17 protein-coding genes are annotated in these 20,740 nt (G+C 49.9%); 2 read left to right on the forward strand and 15 right to left on the reverse strand.

Translation table 11 applies throughout. The annotated features are described in order from the left end of the window. Nucleotides 1-367: 367 nt before the first annotated feature. Entirely contained in the window at nucleotides 368-688 is a 321-nt protein-coding gene (locus K1V27_RS21880; protein WP_258932402.1) for a hypothetical protein, read from the reverse strand. 285 nt (nucleotides 689-973) lie between these two features. Here K1V27_RS21880 and K1V27_RS21885 point away from each other — a divergent pair, with 285 nt between their 5' ends. Beyond that, nucleotides 974-1,624 carry a hypothetical protein gene (locus K1V27_RS21885; RefSeq protein WP_258932403.1) on the forward strand — a complete coding sequence of 217 codons (651 nt, stop codon included), beginning with the start codon at nucleotides 974-976 and terminating at the stop codon, nucleotides 1,622-1,624. 57 nt (nucleotides 1,625-1,681) lie between these two features. Further along, entirely contained in the window at nucleotides 1,682-2,470 is a 789-nt protein-coding gene (locus K1V27_RS21890; protein ID WP_258932404.1) for a hypothetical protein, read from the forward strand. A gap of 742 nt (nucleotides 2,471-3,212) precedes the next feature. Here K1V27_RS21890 and K1V27_RS21895 read toward each other — a convergent pair. The 14 genes from K1V27_RS21895 to K1V27_RS21965 form a co-directional block, all read right to left on the reverse strand. Next, the gene (locus K1V27_RS21895) at nucleotides 3,213-3,641 is read right to left on the reverse strand and encodes a DUF4338 domain-containing protein (RefSeq protein WP_258932405.1); all 429 of its coding nucleotides are present in this window, start codon (nucleotides 3,639-3,641) and stop codon (nucleotides 3,213-3,215) included. A 228-nt stretch (nucleotides 3,642-3,869) separates the two neighbouring features. Beyond that, the gene (locus K1V27_RS21900; protein WP_258932406.1) at nucleotides 3,870-4,877 is read right to left on the reverse strand and encodes a class I SAM-dependent methyltransferase; all 1,008 of its coding nucleotides are present in this window, start codon (nucleotides 4,875-4,877) and stop codon (nucleotides 3,870-3,872) included. Nucleotides 4,878-4,970: 93 nt separating this feature from the next. Continuing rightward, entirely contained in the window at nucleotides 4,971-6,065 is a 1,095-nt protein-coding gene (locus K1V27_RS21905; protein WP_258932407.1) for a glycosyltransferase family 4 protein, read from the reverse strand. 260 nt (nucleotides 6,066-6,325) lie between these two features. Beyond that, nucleotides 6,326-7,630, reverse strand: a complete 1,305-nt coding sequence (locus K1V27_RS21910; RefSeq protein WP_258932408.1) for an O-antigen ligase family protein — start codon at nucleotides 7,628-7,630, stop codon at nucleotides 6,326-6,328. Nucleotides 7,631-7,751: 121 nt separating this feature from the next. Beyond that, entirely contained in the window at nucleotides 7,752-8,927 is a 1,176-nt protein-coding gene (locus tag K1V27_RS21915; protein WP_435051692.1) for an IS4 family transposase, read from the reverse strand. A 493-nt stretch (nucleotides 8,928-9,420) separates the two neighbouring features. Next, the gene (locus K1V27_RS21920) at nucleotides 9,421-10,731 is read right to left on the reverse strand and encodes a flippase (protein ID WP_258932409.1); all 1,311 of its coding nucleotides are present in this window, start codon (nucleotides 10,729-10,731) and stop codon (nucleotides 9,421-9,423) included. Continuing rightward, the gene (locus K1V27_RS21925) at nucleotides 10,731-12,047 is read right to left on the reverse strand and encodes a glycosyltransferase (RefSeq protein ID WP_258932411.1); all 1,317 of its coding nucleotides are present in this window, start codon (nucleotides 12,045-12,047) and stop codon (nucleotides 10,731-10,733) included. The genes K1V27_RS21920 and K1V27_RS21925 overlap by 1 nt, the downstream gene beginning before the upstream one ends. 271 nt (nucleotides 12,048-12,318) lie before the next feature. Continuing rightward, complete coding sequence (locus K1V27_RS21930; RefSeq protein WP_258932412.1) at nucleotides 12,319-13,467, reverse strand: NAD-dependent epimerase/dehydratase family protein; 1,149 nt, start codon at nucleotides 13,465-13,467, stop codon at nucleotides 12,319-12,321. A 75-nt stretch (nucleotides 13,468-13,542) separates the two neighbouring features. Further along, nucleotides 13,543-14,667: an SDR family NAD(P)-dependent oxidoreductase gene (locus K1V27_RS21935; protein ID WP_258932413.1), complete on the reverse strand. Its 1,125-nt coding sequence runs from the start codon at nucleotides 14,665-14,667 to the stop codon at nucleotides 13,543-13,545. 87 nt (nucleotides 14,668-14,754) lie between these two features. Continuing rightward, nucleotides 14,755-16,314: a DegT/DnrJ/EryC1/StrS family aminotransferase gene (locus K1V27_RS21940; protein WP_309574038.1), complete on the reverse strand. Its 1,560-nt coding sequence runs from the start codon at nucleotides 16,312-16,314 to the stop codon at nucleotides 14,755-14,757. A 2-nt stretch (nucleotides 16,315-16,316) separates the two neighbouring features. Next, nucleotides 16,317-16,619: an antitoxin AF2212-like protein gene (locus K1V27_RS21945; RefSeq protein ID WP_258932414.1), complete on the reverse strand. Its 303-nt coding sequence runs from the start codon at nucleotides 16,617-16,619 to the stop codon at nucleotides 16,317-16,319. Between the two features lie 86 nt (nucleotides 16,620-16,705). Beyond that, nucleotides 16,706-17,107, reverse strand: coding sequence for a GxxExxY protein (locus K1V27_RS21950; protein ID WP_258932415.1), 402 nt, complete (start codon nucleotides 17,105-17,107; stop codon nucleotides 16,706-16,708). A gap of 82 nt (nucleotides 17,108-17,189) precedes the next feature. Further along, entirely contained in the window at nucleotides 17,190-18,860 is a 1,671-nt protein-coding gene (locus K1V27_RS22655; protein ID WP_309574039.1) for a Gfo/Idh/MocA family oxidoreductase, read from the reverse strand. Nucleotides 18,861-18,946: 86 nt separating this feature from the next. Next, the gene (locus K1V27_RS21965; RefSeq protein WP_258932416.1) at nucleotides 18,947-20,632 is read right to left on the reverse strand and encodes a nucleotide sugar dehydrogenase; all 1,686 of its coding nucleotides are present in this window, start codon (nucleotides 20,630-20,632) and stop codon (nucleotides 18,947-18,949) included. Nucleotides 20,633-20,740: the final 108 nt, after the last annotated feature.

Below are 20,740 nucleotides of genomic sequence, written 5' to 3' on the forward strand. Positions count from 1 at the left end.
CCGGTAACAGCGAAGGTAAGGGGGATTTGAGCCAATTTAAGACGCCTGAACTGGTGCATATCCGCGACCGGCGGGACCTGCCTTAGTGCGATCAACCCAGTTTTGGGGGATTTGCACACTTCCTAACACCCGTTACCTACCTTATAATCCAGCCCAAGGTTGAATGAAATTTTTATTAGAGTAGGGCCTTTTTATTATTGACATACATACTATCAAGATGGTAGCCTTCCATCACACTACAGGAGCACTTCATGGACCTCAAAGAATGGGCACAATTGCAGGAATCCCTTTTGAAATCCCAGCTTAAAGTTATTCGCCAATTCTTGCGTGGAACGGAGCAACCGGTTCGCAAAAAAACGGGTAGGTCTCAAATGGACGTTGTCCATGACGTACTCCAGCGGCTGGAAAGCCCCTCCACGTTACCGAGATCATCGCCATTGCAGAAAAAGACTTCGGTGTGCTGCTGGATCGCGAGACCATTGTTTCCGCCCTGACCAAAAAAGTTAAAAGCGGTCGCATGTTCCAAAGAGTTGCTCCCAATACCTTTACACTTTTGGATAGGCAAGTGACATAACCACAAACCATTAACGACAGGTGCACGACAGGATTGAGAAATCTTGCTGCTTTCAGCCTGGGAAGTGTCTTGAGCAAACTCAATCGCATCCGTGTCCGCGTCTGTCAAAAACATCACCGCCCATTCCCCAAACCCGAGATCTTCTGGCTCTCGAGCTACTCCTATCAGTCACGCCAAGGCGTGACTATATCAGAATCGGCAGTTCCGGCCGCATTCAAGGGGGACTTTGTCGGTTAGTTTGCTCAATGATTGATTTCTCTTTCGTTCGCTCACTGGTTGCCGATCGGTACGGCATCGTGGGCATTGCCTATGACCCGGTAAGTCTTTTCCTGCTCTCACGCCTTGGCGTGATTTTGCTACCTGGAAAAGTATCCAGACCTTAAAACCTTTCTCGAAACAGTGCACGATAAGGAAAGGGGAAAGCACTACCGACTCTACTCAGGGCTTCGCTACTCCAACATCCCTTGCGAAGCAACCTTTACAAACTTCAAAGAACGGCTGGGAAAAGAGCGCTACGAACAGATTTTCCAGGTACTTTTCGAGATCGCGGATCTTTTGGGATTCCTCTCCTATAAGGCTATTGCCATTGACGGCACGCTTTTCCCAACCAATGCCAGGTACAAAGGCTGCACCTACTTTTCGTCCGTATGCCGTTGCATCGAGTTTCATGGGCTGATAGAAAATGTTCGCAAAAGAATTCTTTACCGTTTGAGGGAACCAGAAAAGATTGTCCTCGGAAAAGAGATCCGCATCAAGGTGGAATGCCCCTCTACCAAATTCCCTGAAGATGTGGCCCGTCCCAAGGTAGAGCTCCTGGTTTTGACGCTGGTGCAGGCTAACTGGGAGCAGCACAGCATTCTCAACCAACTCTTCGGTCTCAAGGAAGAGCTCGCCGAGGCCAAACTCAACCTGGTTGCCAAAAGAGGATTGCTCCACACCATAAACCTGGCCGATGAAGTTGACTCCTTTGCCTTTTCCTGTCCAAAATTACCCTCGGATACAGAAGCCCGCATCGGGGTACGAAGAGACCCCAATCACGCCATGGCGTGACCAACCGCAAGGAAAAAATCTTCACGCCTTCGGCGTGATGCTGTCATTGCAACTTCGGTGGAACTCACCCTCGGCATCGAGCTTCCCGTCGCCTGCATCACCATCGCAGGTAACTCCCAGGAGGGAAACCAGTACATTCCCCTGAAGGAACAGATTGCCAAGTATCAGGGAAGAACATCAAAAGTCGATCTGGCTGACGCCAAGTATGATGAACTACACAATTACGAATTTTCCAGAGCCCATGGAGCGATTCCCGTCATCGACTACAACGTCAGAAATGAGAAGGTTAATCTCCCGGCATTAAAGCAAAGAGGCTATGATCAAAATGGCTGGCCGTATGCCCCATGTGGCGTTCTCACCCGGCCCAACGGTTTCGACTTTGCCTCCCAAAGAGCCAACTTCAGCTGTCGCCGGCAGTGCTTGGAAACCTCCAATCCAGACATCAAAAAATTTGCCGATCATTGTCGCCACTGGATCAACTATCAGGGTTTCAGTACTCATATGTCCATCAAGCAATTCCCGCGACTCATTACAGAAGTTATTCGTGGCACTCTGAGGCACAAAGAGTTAAAAGCCCTGCGCCCCGCTTCTGAGCGGATTAATTCGACCGCTAAAGTCGGCCTCAACATTCTCACCAAACCCAAAATCAGAGGCTTGGGCAACGCCGGTATCCTTGCCTTTCTGGCTGTAATGGCGGTCATGCTCAAGAGAATTGCGGCCTTCATTGTGAAGGTCACCTTGGCCCTTAGAAAGAAACGCCAGGATGTAGAAATGCCTCAGCAAGGAACTTATCTTCCAGGTCCAAAGGTGCCCAAGTTCATTTGGAACCTCATCCAGCGGGAATAGCATCTGACATGATCTCTAATTGCAGCCCTCAAGACATCTCTTAAGTGAGATGAACGGGTAGCTTTTCCCCATAACTTGCCGACCGCCCCTCTCGGCCGCGTATGCGACTCAAAAATCATCCGCTCACCCCCCAAATCCATGCCTGTCGAACTTAAATCACCCTGGTCACTTCCTTGCTACGCTATTTTCGCCCCTTCCGTACAGCCCTCTTAAATTGCCTCAGAAATTAAGAAAATCCGTTCCGCATCCGAAAGAGCCAACTCCACTCTCAAAGAAGATTTGAAAATCCTTGACAAACCCCGTGTGATCGGCAGCTTCAGAGCCGGCATCCTCATTCAGATCGCCGCTATCGTGCTCTTACTCACTCGCGCTTTCAACTTTATTGTCAGAACCACTTGTCTGTTTAGAAAACTGTCTCAAACCAATGATCCGGCCATCAAGGCCAAGCTCAGACCTCCATCTATCGCTAAATCCATTCATAACCTCATTCAGCTGGGGTAGCCTCCACCGTCTTGCTTTCGGTTTATTTGCTCACTTCTTACACAAAAAGGATCGTTCGCATCAGTGCGCCCTGGCACTTTTCACCATCGGCGCAAACGCCGGTGCTCGCCCAAATTCAAGCCCTGTAGCCCCTTTTTCCAGGTATTTCTTCAGCGCCACAAACTTCCAAATACCCTCCAGCAACCCTGTCGTCAAAAATTTGCTCCCGTAGGCAGCTTCCGCCGCGACTTATTAAATCACCTCAGGCTAAATGCGGCACACGGACAAAAGGAAGGATCAAGAACCGCGTGTTGTAGGCCAAAAGATGCAGGTTGCGCCGGCGCTGCTCAGCACTCCAGCCGATGTAGCGATCGCGGCTGGCAAGGTGCCACGGGGCGGAAGACCATGCTAGGCAGGCGATGGTGCGATCTTTCCAGGAGACCAGATACTTGAGGTGCTCGCCCACCGGCTGAGTGTAGCCCAGATAGTGAAACTGGGCGATCAGGCTGTTGAAAAGATGCTCATCCGCGCTCCTTCGGACCTGCCGTAACGTAATCGGCAAAATCTCTTTGATGGATCTTTCGACAGGGCTTTGATCCACCACTGCCGACCGAGGGTCCTTGCGGTTTGCCAAAGGATTGTGCGGAGTGAACTTGCGAGGGGGAAGCCGAATATAACCTTCCCGCTCCATCCGCAAAAGCAGCCCTCTGCAGATCATGTCTTTGAGTTGGCCTTTTGGTTGAGTCCATTTCCATGCTCGACAGACTCTTTTCGAGAGCGAGCAACGACCCTCTTGCGGGTGACGCGCGATCAACTCTCGGACAAACGCAATGTCCTAAGGATCGAGAGCATAGGGTGTCGTTCTTGAGTATTAAATCTCCTCCTTCCTGTAATAATTCCTGCCAGGCCACACATTATTCTACTTCCTGCATCTAGTTGCTCTTGCCACTACAAACGTCCAGGCACGTTGACCACGTATGCAGTCAATCGCATCGGCCACCTTCCACATTATACGAAAAGTTCTGCCATTCATCTTCTTCGACTGAAACCGAAGCGAGCGCGGCCCCGTTGTTTCCAATTTACATAATTCTAGGTCCAGGTACTTCACATGGCGTGTGATGACGGACATGGGAATACCTACCCGCAATCCATTATAAGATTGTCGCTGGATTTTTCTGGCGAAAGTCGTTCGCGATATCCAGGGAATACGGGCAACAAGATTGGCCAGCAAGCGCGGGCTGCTGTGGGGATTTTTAGTCTCGAAGATTATCAAGCCACCAGGGCAGAGCGATTTTGCTAAAAGGGAGAGTGTGCAAAAAGGGTCAGGGTGAAGCTGCAAATTACCCATCATGACAACCACGTCAAAGCACTCTCCATGCACTGGCAGGTAGCTTTGAACCGTTCCATTGCGTACTTCAACTCCAAACTTGGACCATGCCGTGTAGCACGAATGGGGGTTGGGCTCAAGGCCCATCATCTGAGCATTAGGGAAAGTTCGCTGGAGGCGGCTAAGCAGCCAGCCCGTGGCGCACCCTACTTCAAGAATCGAAATATTTTTGTTTTTGCTGCCGTTCAAATGATACATCTTGATGGCATCAACTACACTCTGCGCAATCACTGTCTCGCCAAGCTCCTGATTCATGCCGGCATAAAAGTTAAAATACTTTACTGAACCGAATTTCTCCCCAAATTCATCGAGATTATGGCTTGAAGGAGGCTGCCGGACGACGTCGTTTGTGAGCGAGTGTTCGAATGCCTTATCTATCTCAAATTCAACAAAAATGAGCCCGCAGAGTTTACAAATGAAATATGGTTGTCCAGGCTTGTTGGCACCCTCAATCTCAAGCGGTTGTATCGCTGAACTCTTGCAGAAGAGACACTGGGGGAGGTCAGTTCCCTGATGGCACGAAGACACTTTAGGATTCATCACACACCTTGGGGTAACTTGCTAGGCTTGTCTCGAATAAACTGAACAATCTCTCATTCTTCGCATTATTCCGCGATGAGTCGTACAAGCCAGCTATGAAATGCATTTACGATAGCTCTCAATCAGAACCTTTTCCTGCGAAGCCCAGGAGTATTCCTCGAGAACCGCCCTGCGGCCGTTGCGGCCCATACCCTCAGCCGTTATTGGGTTTTTCAGTAAATGATCGATGGCGTCGGCGATTTCTGATGGATCAGCTGGATTCACACAAATTCCCGCATGTTTCGCCTCCACTATTTCCTTCCACAGTGGAAAATCCGATGCGATTACGGGAAGTCCAGCAGCCATATATTCAAACATTTTCACCGGCAGGGAAACGACGTAGGATGGGATTGGTTGAAGTGTCACAATGCCTATCCTGCATTTTCCATAAAGTCTTCCCAATCGCTTTCGATCCAGATATCCATGGAATTCAACTTTTTTCCACCCAGGCGTTTGTTCGAGTCCTTGCTTAAAATTCTGATTAACGAATTTGCCGGCCAAGTGCATTCTAGCGGCACTATGGCAAATCTCCAACGCCTGGACGCACTTGTCGATGCCCTTCTCCTTCATCAGTCCGCCGGCGTAGACTACTGCTTCTTCTCTCTCTTCCCACTTCTTTTCTACCTGGCTTAAAAACTCTTCCACGACAGGATAGTTTTTCACGGTCACCGTTCGTGGGTTCGCCACCTGCATGAATTTGCCAATTTCAGGAGTAGCCGCTACGATCGAATCGAATCTGGACGAGCACCAGCGCTCAGCTATTCTCACAGCAGCAGAGAGCAAGCCCCTGCAATTCCTGGGAAGATAATGTTTTTGATATACTTTCAGCGGATAATCTTCGTGGACATCATAAATCACTTTGTATCCGTGACGTTTCAACAGCAACCCCACAGCACACAACTCCGGGTCATGAAAATGATAGATGTCTGCGTCCAATCCCAGAGCTTTGGAATAGATCTTCCGGATGGTATGCCAGATCCTCCCTACGCGAGAATGTGGTGCTCCGACGTCATGGATGGCGATGCCTGCTGCATTCTGGTCGCCCAATCCATCCGCAACGATAAGAGAGACCTCATTGGCGATCTTTAGAAGGGATCGGCATTGCTTATGGAGAATCCTCGCGTCTTGGCGAGGATGTACTGAAGTCATCACAACTATTCTATTTATCACCAACGTTTCATCATCCTCTAATCTCTTACCCTCATTCAGCTGAAGTAGCCTCCACGGTCTTGCTTTCGGTTTATTTGCTCAGTTGTCACGCAAAAAAGATCGTTCGCATCAGTGCGCCCTTGCACTTTTCACCATCGGCGCAAACGCCGGTGCACGCCCAAATTCAAACCCTGTAGCCCGTTTTTCTAGGTATTTCTTCAGCGCCACAAACTTCCAGATACCCGTCAGCAACCCTGTCGTCAAAAATTTGCTCCCGTAGGCAGCTTCCGCCGCGATTTATTAAATCTCCTCGGATATACAAGGCTTATTCCAATGGTCTTGCTTGATTTGCCTTGCCGAGCCTGAGAAGGATCTACCGATGCAAGAAACTGGATCATGAGAGGTAACGAAAGCCATATGAGAGACGAACCGGCCAAGGTGACTGATTCTGTCATTCCATACATTAGAACACTCACAAAGAACGGTATGAGGAGATACCTTCGCTTTCTTAGATGATCGTAAAGGGTGAAGAACAGCAGCGAGAGCGAAAACAGGACAAAGGGAAACCCGAAATTAACCAAGGCATTTAGATAGGAATTGTGAGACGAGAGCGATCTTTGCTGTCCTTTTCTTTCTACATAATACTGGAACATATTGGGCCCGATCCCCAGGAGAAAATTTCTCGGGCTCTCTGTAGCAGTTTTGAGCGATGCGCCCCACACTTCCTCACGGCTGGCCAGCCCTGCTGTCGTGATTCTCAAGAAAAGCCATCTGGCTTCATCCGGAAAGAGAACAGAAAACAGCAATCCTACAATTATTCCCCCCATGAAAAGGGAGAAGGCAACCTTCACCACCCGGTCCAATCTCGCCCTGGTCCGAAGCATGCAGTAGATTGTGGTGAATATGACGAGAACACCTATTGACGTTTTGGAAAACGTAAAAAGGGTTAGAAGAGCAAATGCTCCAAACAAGGAGAAACGTACCAATGGGTGCCTGATTAAAACAAGAGCTAATTGTGCCGATGCTACGAAAAAAATAGCTGCTCTATTCGGGTTTAAGAAGAATGCCTGCATTCGTCCGAAGGCTCCATAAAAATCCGATGCGTAAAGCTGTTCCAGTGCCTCGTTTTCAAGAAAAGAGATGTTATTTATCCGAAGATAAAATGTAAGAATGACGCAGAAAATCAGTAAGAAGCTCAATCCTCTGACAAAGAGGGTCCGATCAATATACTTGAGATGGACAACAAAGAGAAGCAAGATCGTCCCACTCATGATGGCGCTATTATATTGCCCCATTTCCATATTCGAACTATTGAAAGTCGTGCTGATTGTTATCCAGCCAGCAACAGGTATCACGAACAGCGTATAGATTACTTTTAATCGCAAGTTAAACAAAGCTGTTACCAGAATCACCAGAAACAGCAGGGGACCTGCATTTATCCCCGTCTGCCCTTGCAAGACGGAGCTATCTGCTACTGCAAGAGCGAAAATTGCAAGGATCAACAGAGCATTGATCTTTGCGATTGCTTCAACAGGGTTGATATAAATCTTCCACACGTAAGCCAATTTAACACGCCTCAGTCAGCGTGCGGCCGAGGCCTGCGATACCCGTCTTAATGTGATCAACCCAGTTTTGGGCCACTTGAGCAGTTCCCATCATCTGTTACCTGAGGTCAGTAGTGTCCGGTTAGGTTTTTGCATAATCTTCATATCGCATTGGGTTGCGTTGCTTTGGGTTTCGCCATTTTTCATTATCGGTAGCCAAGGGGCTTAGATTTCTCGTTTCATTTTGAATTCTGATACGTAGCTCCCTCACCCTTTGAATACTGACTTTCTCCCGGTAATGCCGGTGGCAGTAAATAGCCAAAAGAAGGTATGTGATCAAGCCCGACAAAACCTGAACCATCAGACCGTATGGGCTTCTGGCGATGAGGTGGTGGACTCTAAGATGGCGCTTCCACCAAGCGAAGAACTTTTCAATCTGCCAGCGGAGTTTGTAAACGGTGGCGATTTGTTCACCAGATAGACCGAGGCGATTGGTGGCCACCCAGTAGGGTTTGTGATCGACATAATAGCCGACGAGCCGAACTTCTTCTTTGGTTTGATTGATTCCGGGAGTACCCAGCAAAACGATGGCGTCAAAAAAGACCAAACTGTCTGAGGGAATCTCATTGGATCGAAGAACAGTCTTGTTGGTATTGGCCTTGATGCGACAGACAAAGAATTTACCTTCAGCCTGCCAGAGGTCGAAGTTTTTATGACACTGGTAGTAGCGATCCAACACCCCGGTCTGACCAGGTGCAATGATATGGGCGGCAAAGGGGCGCTCGTCCCCATTGCCATCGGTTAGGAAAACTTTGCAGGGTATGGAGTGGTTAATATCAAAACCAACATGGACCTTGGCTTTTTTGGCGCCGTCCCGGTAATCAGCCCAGGTCATAGAGAGACAAGCGTCGATTAGGGAACCATCGATGGCTACCAGATCTCCCAATTGGGCATATTCATTAGGGATCGCTTTGGCTGCTTTGTGGTAGAGCTTTTCGAAGACATGCAGGAGTTGTTCAACACCCCGAGAATTAATGGTTTCAAAGAAAGTGCTTTTTTTCATCCCATCGGGAGGAGCGATGACGCTGCGGGCAAACTCATCCTCCTCCAGTACCTGGAGAAGGTGGCGCCCAGAAGTGTGCTCCTCGAGGTGGAAGTAAACCAGGGCTTTGAGTTGTTGTTCGAAATGCATTTGAATGGGCTTGTTTCCCCGTGAAATCATTGGCGGACTATCAGATAAAACGGTTACAGCAGGTTGCCATAAATCTTGAAACGATGATGTGGCTCGTTTGTCTTGTGGGTAGAAGCTCCGCGGCATTTTCGTAACTCATTATAATTATTGGATTTTACGAAAAAGCGCGCGGCCCACACCTTCACGGAAATGTCAAGCGAAAAATCAACGTAGGCGCCTGTTTTTGTAAATTTTTTTAGGCTCACACATGCAATTTCCTAACCGGACATTACTGAACAATATTAATGTTTTAATATTTCTAGCTTGCTCTAATTTTTAACATAAAAATAGCAAGCCAAACAGTTATTTCTCATTTATGAATTCTATCGATATGAAAATATCCAGCAAATTCGAAATAATTTACCAACGCATGTTTATTCCATTTTGAAAATAATATAATGGAATTATGTTTATCAGTAAATGAGTTAACATAACGCTCTCTACACCAATAGAGTTTCAGTTTAAACTCGATTCGCTGGTAAAACCCATGCAATTTCGATAGATTGCTCTTGCTTGCATCGCTCGGTGCTCGCGTGGTGTTAAGTCAAAAAACTAACGTGGGAATCCAGGCTAGTACTTTTTAAGGGTAAAGGGCAGACCTAGTTCTTTTTTTCCAGAGTGGGACATACCAGGGGTTTCCACTCAATTTGGCATACATAATAATGCGCAGAACCGCATCGACCGTGTAGGCGACAGTTGTCGCAATGGCCGCGCCTGAAACACCAACCATAGGTATCAATAAAATGTTGCCAACAACGTTTATAAGTACCACAATAATGGCTGAATAGAAGTTGAGCTCGGGACGCCCCCGCGCGGCAATGTCGTTCGCCAAAATCCGTGAGAGGCTTAACAAGATGATGCCTGGCAATAGGATTAACAAAGGCTCGAGAGTGTCAATATACGCTTCCCCAAACAGAAATTGGATCAAGTGATAGGAGGCACCCGCGAGGATTACGCCACCGAGGAACGTAAGCATCAGCACCCATCGTGCGATAAGCGGAGTCAGCTCCTTTCGCATATCTTCTTCCGTGTGTAACTCTGACAAGCGCGGGAGAATAACCGTGCTGACTGCCTGGGACAGAATCCACAAACGTTCTGTCAATTGTACCGCAATAACGTAAACTCCAGCAGCTGCAGGAGTCATTAGGAAGTTGACGAGGAAGATGTCCGTTTTGTAATTAATAAAGGTTAGAATATTGCTAAGATGGGCCTTAATGCCGTATCTGATTGATGCCAAACCAAAGTGGGGAGCATCTTCCCCTGGCTCATTTGTCTTGGCAAGCTCAGGACGTAACAGCAGGTAAGTTCCAAGAAGGGCCGCGATGTTGCCGATCAAAAACGAGGTGACAGCCGCCAGTACACCACCACCCCGTAACAGAAAGCTGGCAACCAGAACTAGAGTCACAGCCGGTTGCAATAGAACGGCGAAGTTAAAACGGCGAAAGTCCTGCATCCCTTGCAATATGGTAACCAGATAGCTCTGGAGAAGGGTGACCGGAAACGTCAGCAGGGCCACCCATAAAAATTGGAGTGGTACTCCTGGAAAGAGTTGGTCCTTTTTCGTCGTCATTAGAATGGAAGCGACTAAGCAACCCAGCGGTGCGAGTATTCCCCAAGCACGAACATTTGCACGGGCAACTACCCAAGGTGCAACTGTGCGCCGACCGATGTAGTAAACATTCGCAGGACCTATGCCTAGATTGAGCAAGGTTGATAAAAACGTTGGCAACAGCAAGGAGACGCTGTATTGGCCATTGCCTTCGGGCCCTAGTGATCGTGCAATTAAAATTACTGTTCCCAGCTGGAGGAGTGCAGCTGTTAGTTGACGTGCCAATGTTCGAGCGATATTGCTGCTCAGCTTAACCAGGCCGAGATTTGTCGCAGATCTCACTAGGGGCCCTTTCGTGATAATGATCTCGGCAATCCCTCGGCGAGCAAACCGCGATAGATGGCTGTCAGTTGTTTAACAACGGCGTCTTCGCTAAATCGGGCGCGGCACCGTGCCCGCAGCGCCTCGGCATCATAACTCCCAATATTCATGCGCATCGTCCGCATTGCCTCCGCAAGTTCATCGACATCCTGTGGTGTTACTACCAACCCGTCTCCTTCGCCGATTATGCATTCGGGCCCGCCACAACGGGTGGCAATAACGGGCCGGCCTACTGCCAAAGCCTCTATAATGACCACTCCGAATGTCTCGTAATGGCTGGAAAGGACAAAGACGTCGGTTTGGTGGAGTGCATTCTGAACCTGATGCCTGTTTAGTATACCAAGAAATTTTACTTGTGTGTCCATTCCCAAAAGCTTAGTAGAAGTTTCGAGTTCTTTCCGCAACGGTCCGTCACCACCGAGCCAGAGTTCAACATCTTTTATTCCTTTGAAGGCCTTTGCGAACGCTTTCAGTAAATCTTCTTGTCCCTTGTTCGGGGTCATCATAGCTATGTTTAGCAGACGAAAAGATGCTGAGCGTGAAGAACTCGACCCTTTAGATACTGGTCTGTCGAAAAAGCGACTGTTAACGATGTTAGGCACCCACAACCACCGTTCCTCCGTGGCCGGATATTCCTCTCGAAGCAAGGTGGCTAGCTGTGGGCTTACGGCTATCAACCGTTGGCTTCCATGAAATGCTTGAGAAACCTGTCTTTTCTGCCTGTCCGATACTAATCTACGCCCAAATGCCGAACTATGTTCAGTGAGAACAACAGGAACGCCGCGTTGCTGCCCTATGGAGGCCGCTAATAAACCGGCATTGAGTGCCGAGTGTGCATGGATGATGTCCGGCATGCCATGCTCGGCAACGTACCTATCGAAAAGTCGCCTTCCCGCTTTCAGCCAGAGCAAACTGTTGGCGTACGAAATTCTCGGAAACCAAGCCATTCCGTGCCATCGATAAGTGTGGACACCCCGATCATTTTCATATTCACTCCGTGACCCGAAATTTACCAGTGGAAGTCGGCGAAGTGAGCGGAGTTTAGGTGCGATAACTCCAATTGCCAGCCCGCTTTTGGCCAACGCGACCGCCTGTTCACGAAAAAAAACACCGCCAACTTCGTTTGCATGGTCAGGATACCACGAGGGCAGAATGAGAATGTGCATTGAGCTTGAACCAATCTTTGAATTGTACTGGTTATGATACACATGCTTCCTGGCAGCCTCATTCATTGTTTGCATAGCAAATGAATGAGGCTTTGCCCACGATATTTGCATTGTTTAATGATGCCGATATGTTTGTATGCTAACGGTCTATCGCTCCAAAATTCTAAAGACTATGATTTCAGTGTGCGAAATGTAAGATCCTAATATCTTTAAATATATAGCCCTCGTCATCTCTTTTGTGACTGCCGTGGTGCCGCGTTAAATCGCCATAGAAACAAAAATGTGCAGGCAGTTGCAGTAGTCTGATTTTCTATGAGTCCTATTTCCTATTCAGTAGAGCAGCACATGTTTCATTGCAACGTTTTTTCCAACTGCCATAAAATCATCCCCACTTCACTTCACGGCATATCCTATGTAATTGAACAGCATTTTGATGCAACCTTACCTTTTCAAGCATTTCCGCTATGATTTCATCCGTCAGATAGTGAGGTTTCAGGCCGATTTCTAGCAAACCGGTGTGCTCGGGATTGTAGTAGTGCTCTTCCGCCTCTTTGCGTGGATTTTCAACGGATTGAATTCGAACGCCAAGGCCAAGGCTATTTCCGACTTTGAGCACGCGCTCGGCGAGTTCTTTCACAGAAAAAGTCTCCACAAATTGATTGAAAATGCGGAGCTCCCCTTTGCGTGCAGGGTTTTCGAGAGAAAGCCGCACACAGCTGAGCGTATCCTTGATGTTGAGGTATCCGCGAGTTTGGCCGCCTCGCCCGTACACCGTAAGAGGATAGCCGGCCACAGCTTGAACAATGAATCGATTCAAAACGGTTCCGAATATTTCATCATAGTTAAAAAAGGGCAGCAACCGACTGTCCTCCGTGCTTTCCTCAGTTATTAGCCCGTAAACCGGGCCTTGCATGAGGTCAGTCACCGCCAAATTCCACATCCGGACATAGAACCATAGCAGGTCGGTATCCATGATTTTCGTCGTGTGATACAGGCTCCCAGCTTGCCGCGGATAGAGGAAACGCTCCCTTCTGCCCTTGTGTTGAATGTCGATCCAACCTTCTTCGATATCAATATTGGGGGTACCGTATTCGCCCATGGTGCCGAGTTTTATGATGTGGGCTGAGGGAGCGAATTCGCGCACCGCAAAAATAACATTTGCAGTGACAAGAAGGTTGTTCTGCAGAGTGAGGGTCGCTGCCCTTCGATTGAGCATGGAATAAGGTGCCGAAGGCTGCTCCGCATAGTGAATGATTGCATCCGGTTTAAATTTTGAAAAAACTTCTACTACGAACTCCCATTCAATCAAGTCGCCGATAAGAAGATTGACCTTGTGACCCGAAATAGCTTCCCATAGGCGTACACGGTCATGAAGATTTGGGACTTCAAACAGGGGCTCGACATCCAGTTCGCGGCAGAGTCGCCTGCGGAGGTAATTGTCAACCACCGCCACTTCATGCCCTCTTGCGGATAAATGCATGGCTGTCGGCCAGCCCAGATATCCGTCACCACCTAGAACTAATACGCGCATCCTCAGTTCCTCGAGCCGGCGGGAACCGGCGACATTAATCATCCCCAAATGATCAATACTCGGTTTGCAACTTTTTCACCGGTTTGCCTTGGCAAACGTCTCAACATTGCGCTCATCATGACGTTCATCGGGCCAGTATCGTTCGGCTGGATGGTCATTGGGGACATCTTCCAGCAACCTGTTCTTGTGCAGAAAATGAGTGATCTGCATCTGACTTAAGGGTTTTTCATTGCACGAATTATAAGGTTTATGGACTGGTTTCGGCTCTGTTCCTTTATATTCGTAATCGATATTTCTGTAGAGCGATGTAAAAGCTGGAATTACGACAAAATATCTTTCAAGCTCCCAGGACCTCCTCGTTTCCTCCTGGCTCATCAACTCTTCATAAAGCTTTTCGCCTGGTTTATAGCCAATGACTTCAGTGGGAATATGTTCCGGCCTGTGTCCATAACCGGGTGCCAACTCGCGGATCATGACTGCTGCAAGATCTTTGATACGTATTACCGGCATCTTGGTGACAAACACTTCGCCGCCTCTCGCAAGGGACAACGAATCAATTACAAGTTTTACGGCTTCCTTGATGCTCATAATGAAACGCGTCATGTCGGGATCTGTAAGCGTAACCGGTCCTCCCCGACGGATCTGTTCCCTGAAAATGGGTATAACCGAACCTCTTGATCCCAGCACATTGCCGAAACGAGTAGAGGCAAAAATAGGGCCTTTTCCTCGATGATTGCTATTCGCAGCGGTCATAAGCCGCTCTCCCATAAGTTTGGAGGTGCCCATTACGTTAGTAGGGTTGACAGCCTTGTCGGAACTAGTGAATATGACGGAGCCAACGTCATTTTCACAGGCAGCGTAGATTACGTTTTGAACGCCCAGAATATTTGTCTGCACGGCTTCGAAGGGGGATCGCTCACAAAGAATGACATGTTTGAAAGCGGCCGTGTGGAAAACCACATCGATGCCTTTCATTTTTCTTGTGAGCTTATCCCGATCGCGTACATCTCCCAAAAAGAAATACGCGTTATGGTGTTTAGAATACTTCTGTTCGAGGAAAAAGATCTCGCTTTCATTATTGTCGAGACCAATCAACTCGCCTACGCGGTAGTCTTCCAGCAATTGACGTACGAGCTCGCTTCCGACGGTGCCGCATGCCCCGGTGACGAGTACCCGCTTATCATCGAAAATAGAATTCATGAGATTGTCCTTCCAGACTGGCCTCTTTTCGACCGCGAAAGCAAAGCACCTGGCGAATAAAGGCTGAGAGGTTGAAGAAGGGTTCACCTATATTCGAAGAGCTTCGACCATGGCCTCTGCGGCCCTCTCCTGGTCCACTTTGCTCAGATAGGGTGACATGGGAAGGCTCAGACATTCTGCAGCAATCTTTTCTGCCACTGGGAAGTCGCCATTTTTATAGTTCAATCTCGCAAACGCACCCTGTAGGTGTAATGGCACAGTGTAGTAGGCGACCGCCGGAATGCCAACGGCCTGCAAAGAGCTAAGCAATTTGTCACGTTCTTGTGTGAGGATCGTATATTGGGCATAGACCGAATCGTTGCCCTCGGCAATAAACGGCGTCCGGATGCCGGGAGTGTCTGCCAATAGTTCATCGTACCTTTTCCCTGTTCGCCAGCGGTGCTCGCATTCTTGTGGAAAGACTTCAAGCTTTTCAAGCAATATTGCTGCCTGCAGGGTGTCCAATCGACCATTGATACCGACCAAAGGATGTTGGTGTTTGACCTTTTGCCCGTGCACTCGTATCTGGCGCATCTTTTCAGCCAGCGTATCGTCTTCAGCGAAAATAGCCCCGCCGTCTCCGTAACAGCCAAGTGGCTTGGACGGGAAAAAAGAGGTGCAGCCGATGAGCGAAAGTCCGCAGGACTTCGTGCCGTGATGGGTCGCCCCGAAGCACTGGGCTGCATCCTCGATAACCGAAAGACCGTGCTTTTCAGCAATAGCATTGATCCGGGTCATGTCCGCGCATTGGCCGTAGATGCCCACGGGCATAATGGCGCGGGTGCGAGGAGTTATGGCAGCTTCGAACTTTTCCGGGTCCATATTAAAGGTGTCGGGTAGAATATCCACAAAGACGGGCTTGGCCCGGAGCAGCGAGATAACTTCGGCGGTCGAAATCCAGGTGTAGGGAACGGTGATCACTTCATCCCCCGGGCCGATATCGAGTGCCATGAGTGCTATCAGCAGGGCGTCGGTGCCGCTGGCGCAGGTGATGGCATGCTTTACGCCCACATATGCAGAAAGTTTCTCTTCCAGTTCACGTATTTCACGCCCCATGATGTATTGGCCGTGGTGGAGCACGCGGTGAATGCTACGTTCCAGCTGGGGGCGGATAATGTTCTGCTGGCTCTTAAGATCGATGAAATCCATTGCTTTGGGCTGCGGCCCCGCCTGCAGATATTCCTCGGGGGTAATGGCATCAGCACATTTTTCGATAAAGGCAGCATCCCGAGTCAGGATTTTGATCGTGCCTTCCTCGAATCTTTGCAGAGCCCGAACCAGTTGTTCATCCTCCGGGTCTTCAGCCGCAAAAACGTGCCCCTCTCCAGCCAATGCAGCCAGCCAATGTTTGTCCTTTGCAAACTCGCTGAGCGCAGCTTTGCTCAATCCGGCGCACTGGGAGTTAGAAAGATTCATTCCCTTGTTGAGATATGTTCGCCGTAATTCCCTGCGAAGATTGTAGTCATAGGTCTGTACCGAACCGGAGTAGAGCCAAACTCTTCCACCCGATAAACCACATTTTTCCACAGCCTCAGCTGCGGAAGCTGAAAACCCTTCACGCAAAGCACAGATGTCGAGAACGATATTTACATCCAACAATAGATCCACAACTAACGATCCTCTCTCATCTCCATCGCCTCTATTCGTGCCAGCTGCTTTTCCGACACCTTGGGGAGCCGATCTTCGGGAAGAGCCAAAACTTCTTGGTGAATTTTTGCCAGGCGTTTCAAAAGTTCATCCGCACGCTGTCTCACTAAAGGGTCTGTCACCGGCAAAATTTTAGGAGGTTCGGCCTGTAAAGACCGGTCTTCAACTTCCTCGTCGGGCACATAAAGGGTGATCAGCTTGCGCTTTAAGTGTAAAGGCTCTGTGGGCTTGAGTACGCCATCTTCGTATATGACTTGAATTTTCATTTTTGCTCCTGTTTTTTTATTTTTACAGAAGAAAACGAAGGGAACGAAGAAAAAACCTTTGTTACCTTTGTTGCCTTCTGTGGGAATTATAAGTTTGCGCCGGGCAGGATCATGCGGTGGATGCCGTCGCGCAACTGCAATTCGTGAAAGTTGAACAAAAGTCCTATTGGTGTCTGCAAGAGCTTCATGTAGCTTAGCAGTTGGGCCTTGTGAATAGGGTGCACCTTTTCAACCGACTTAAGCTCAAGCAGAAGGCAATTGTCGACCAATATATCCAATCTCAGGGTTTCATCAAAGATGTAACCCTTGTACTCGATGGGAATCCCCACTTGGCTCTTTGCATCGATGCCCCGTAGTTGGAGCTCACGCATAAGGCATTTCTCGTAGATGGACTCGATAAGGCCGGCACCTTTTATGCGATGGACTTCGATGGCGGCACCGATGACCTGCTTGCTGAGCTCGTCAGCTCGGGTGTAAGACGAGTGCATGGTTTTTTTTATTTTACAGAAGAAAACGAAGGGAACGAAGAAAAAAACCTTTGTTACCTTCGTTACCTTCTGTGAAAAAAATTTAAGCTTTTGTTTCGCACAAGCCCTGCTCGGTCTTCAAATACTTGTTTCCACACATGAGACAATCGAAACCTTCTGTAAGGCGTTCGCCGCACTGGCAGGCCCAGCCGATCTGGCGGGCGGGGTTGCCCACAACTAACGCATAGTCGGGAACGTTTCTGGTGACAACCGCGCCGGCGCCCACAAAGGCGTAGCGGCCGATGGTAACTCCGCAGACAATGGTGCAGTTGGCACCGAGGGTGGCGCCCCGCTTTACGACGGTCGGCCGTACCTGGTCCATTTTGCGAAGCTCGGCCCGCGGGTTGTAAATATTGGTGAAGACCATTGAAGGGCCGCAGAAGACACCGTCTTCGAGGATCACTCCTTTGTAAACAGAAACGTTGTTCTGGATTTTACAGTTGCTGCCGATGGGGACGTCCGGGCCGACCACGACGTTTTGGCCGATGTTGGTGTTCTGGCCGATGGTGGAGTTGGAAAGGACATGGGAAAAGTGCCAAATTTTTGTGCCCGCGCCGATGGAAACGTTGTGGTCGACCACCGAGGTGGGGTGAACGAAAAAGGGTGAATCGGTGGACCGGTGAATCGGTGAATGGCGCGACTGGTGATCGAGGCCGGGAGATAGGTTATGGGCTGGCTGGTATTTGTTGCCTATACCCTCTTGCCTATAGCCTGTTGCCTCCTTCATGTTGATTTTGCAGAAGTCGCCGTCCAGTGAGCGCTGGGCGGCGTTGAGGATGCGGAGTACGCGGAGGCCTTCGCTGCCGTCGGTTGTCGGGCGATTTGCGTTGGACAAGCAGGTCAGAAAATGTTCGCATTCCATGCGCAGGGGCTCGGCCTGGGGAATTTCCAGTCGCTCGGGATCGCCTTTGGTCGGGACGGGCAGATGGTTCTGCCACCTGATGCGGTGGGGATAGAGCAGCAGCTTATCCTGCCAGGGCTGCGTGTCGTCAAAGACGGCCATTTTGCGGTCTCCAACGACTACCAGTTGCTGCACTTTGAAGGGATGCAGCCAGGAGACGAAGATGTGAGCCCTGAGCCCAGACGGGAATTCCATGTGGGTAGTGGTCACATCGGCGATTTTCTGGTGCAAATAGCAGCCGCCGGTTGCCGAGACGCTTTCCGGCTCCTCGCCGGCAAGGGACAGGATCATCGAAATGTCGTGGGGCGCGAAGGACCACAGAATGTTCTCCTCGCGCCTGATTTTGCCAAGATTGAGGCGATGCGAATAGATGTAGTTGATGCGGCCGAGCTCACCGCCCGCCGCCAATTCCTTAAGTCGCACAAAAACCGGATGATACTGGAGCAGATGCCCCACCATCAGGGTCAGATCGTCTTTTTGAGCCAGCTGGATCAATTCTTCCCCTTCGCCTTCGTCGAGCACCAGGGGTTTTTCGACATAGACGTGTTTTTGCGCCAGCAGGGCTTCGCGGGCGAGGGAAAAGTGGGTCTCGGCCGGGGTCGCGATGACCACCCCGTGGATATCCTGTCGTGACAAGAGGTCAGGCAGCGCCAGGCAGGTTTCGACATTCGGGTATTGGTCTCTGAACTGGGCAAGCACTGCTTCGTTTTTGTCGCAGATGAGCTTCAGCACCCCAAGTTGATGGTAGTTGCGAACGAGGTTTTTGCCCCAGTAGCCGGAGCCGATGACGGCGATGCCCGTGTCGGGTTGCATGATGAATCCTTTTTTCTTTTTACAGAAGGAAACGAAGGAAACAAAGAAAAAAAACTTCGTTCTCTTCGTTGCCTTTTGTAAATAAACTATTTGGTTTTCACTTCGTCTTTGATTCGCTTAATATGCCCGCGGCCCAAGCCTTTCACTTCACAGCCGAATTCGAAATAGCGGCGGATCTTTTGATCGCTGAGCATGCCAAAGCAATCCACCATGGCCACGGGACGGCCGGTCATCTTCACCACTTTGTCCGGCTCCAGCGCCAGAAACGCCTGGTGGCGGACGGCCAGTACCACCGCGTCGGATTCCTGGAGGGCTTCGGCCATCTCTTTGTGCACGTAAAGGTTGCCTAGCTTGCCCTGGTTGCGGAAGAAACGGGACCAAGAGTGGCCGGGGGCAGGGTAGGTTTCTTGTTTTTCAAATTCCCACCAGTGCTGGACGTAAGGGTCGTACACCACCACCTCGGCCCCCATTTCGGTGAGCTTGCGCACGATGAGCTCCGAGCCGCTGTAGCGAGTGTCTCCCACGTCCTCCCGATAAGAGGCGCCAAGGACCGCTATTTTGGATGCTGCAACGATTTTGCCCATGTTGCGCAGGGCGTCGCGTACCAGCTGAACGGCATGCAGGGCCCTCGTGTCGTTGATATCAATGGCCTGTGGGGTGATTTTGAAAATATCGTCTTCAAACCCCATGAGGGTCTGGTAGGCCCACACTCCGAGACCGCCGTCCTTGGGCAGGCAATAGCCGCCGATGCCGGGGCCGGGAAAAATGATGTTCGAATGGGTCGGCCTTACCTTGATGGCTTCAATCACTTTGATGAGATCCACTCCGTTACGTTCGGCAAACAGGCTCCACTCGTGCAAGTGAGCAAGGATCGTGGCGCGGTAGGAGTTTTCCACGATCTTGCAGGTCTCGCTTTCGATGGGGCGATCCAATACCGTGAGGGGGAACCTTTCCACGTTGAGCACGCCCGAGAGGAATGAAGTGACGCGCTGGCGGGCTTCTTCATTGATGCCGCTGCAAACCCGCCAGAAATCGCGAATGGAGCTCACGTAGTTGCGCCCCGGCATGACCCGCTCGAAGGAGTGTGCCAGAAGCGGTTCCGCCTGGTGCAATCCGCGCCGCTCAAAGGCTTTCTTGATGATCGGATAAGCCACATATTCGGTGGTTCCGGGCGGTACGGTCGTCTCGATCAATACCAGGCAGGCGGGTTTGATATTTTCGCCGATGATCTTCAGGCTCTCTTCAAGCGCTGCAATATCGGCACGCCCCTGGCGACAGTTGCCAAGAGTTTCCTTGAAATAGTCGCATTGTACATCCACCACGACCACATCGGCCAGAGACAGGGCGTCATAGCTAAAGGTGGCGGTGAGCGTCCTTTTGTCGAGCACACAGCGGCGAATCATGGGCGCCACTTCAGGGTCTTCGGCCTGCACGGGGGCCAAACCCCGGTTGAGATAGTGAATTTTCCAGTATGAACGCGGAGAGGGGCGCTGCATGCCAATGACAAACTTGCCTGGTTGCCCGGTGGTGCGATCCACTGAGTCGGCAATGACTCCCGCCATAACAGCGCCGACGAAGCCTACGCCCATAACGACTACGATCTCGCGGCCAAGCAGACGCTGCTCGTTGACGAGTTTTTGCAGTCGCTTGAATTCCTGCTCGTAGTCTGACTGTTGGGGCAGAAGAAACGATTCACCTGCCGGGCAGGTGGACAAGCCGGATTCAATTGGCTTTTCTTTTGCGTTGTGTTTTTTTTGGGTTTCGAACTTCATGAGCGAGCCCTTGCTGTTGTTGGTTGTTGCATATGTCTCGGTTTGGCTTCAGGCTGTAGGGTGGGGAATAGGTGGGGAATAGGGGACGTTGTTTCATATTTCCACTTA

Origin of the sequence: Desulfoferrobacter suflitae, from assembly GCF_022603395.1 — a bacterium.
In the GTDB taxonomy this organism is placed as follows: Bacteria; Desulfobacterota; Syntrophobacteria; order Syntrophobacterales; family Syntrophobacteraceae; genus Desulfoferrobacter; species Desulfoferrobacter suflitae.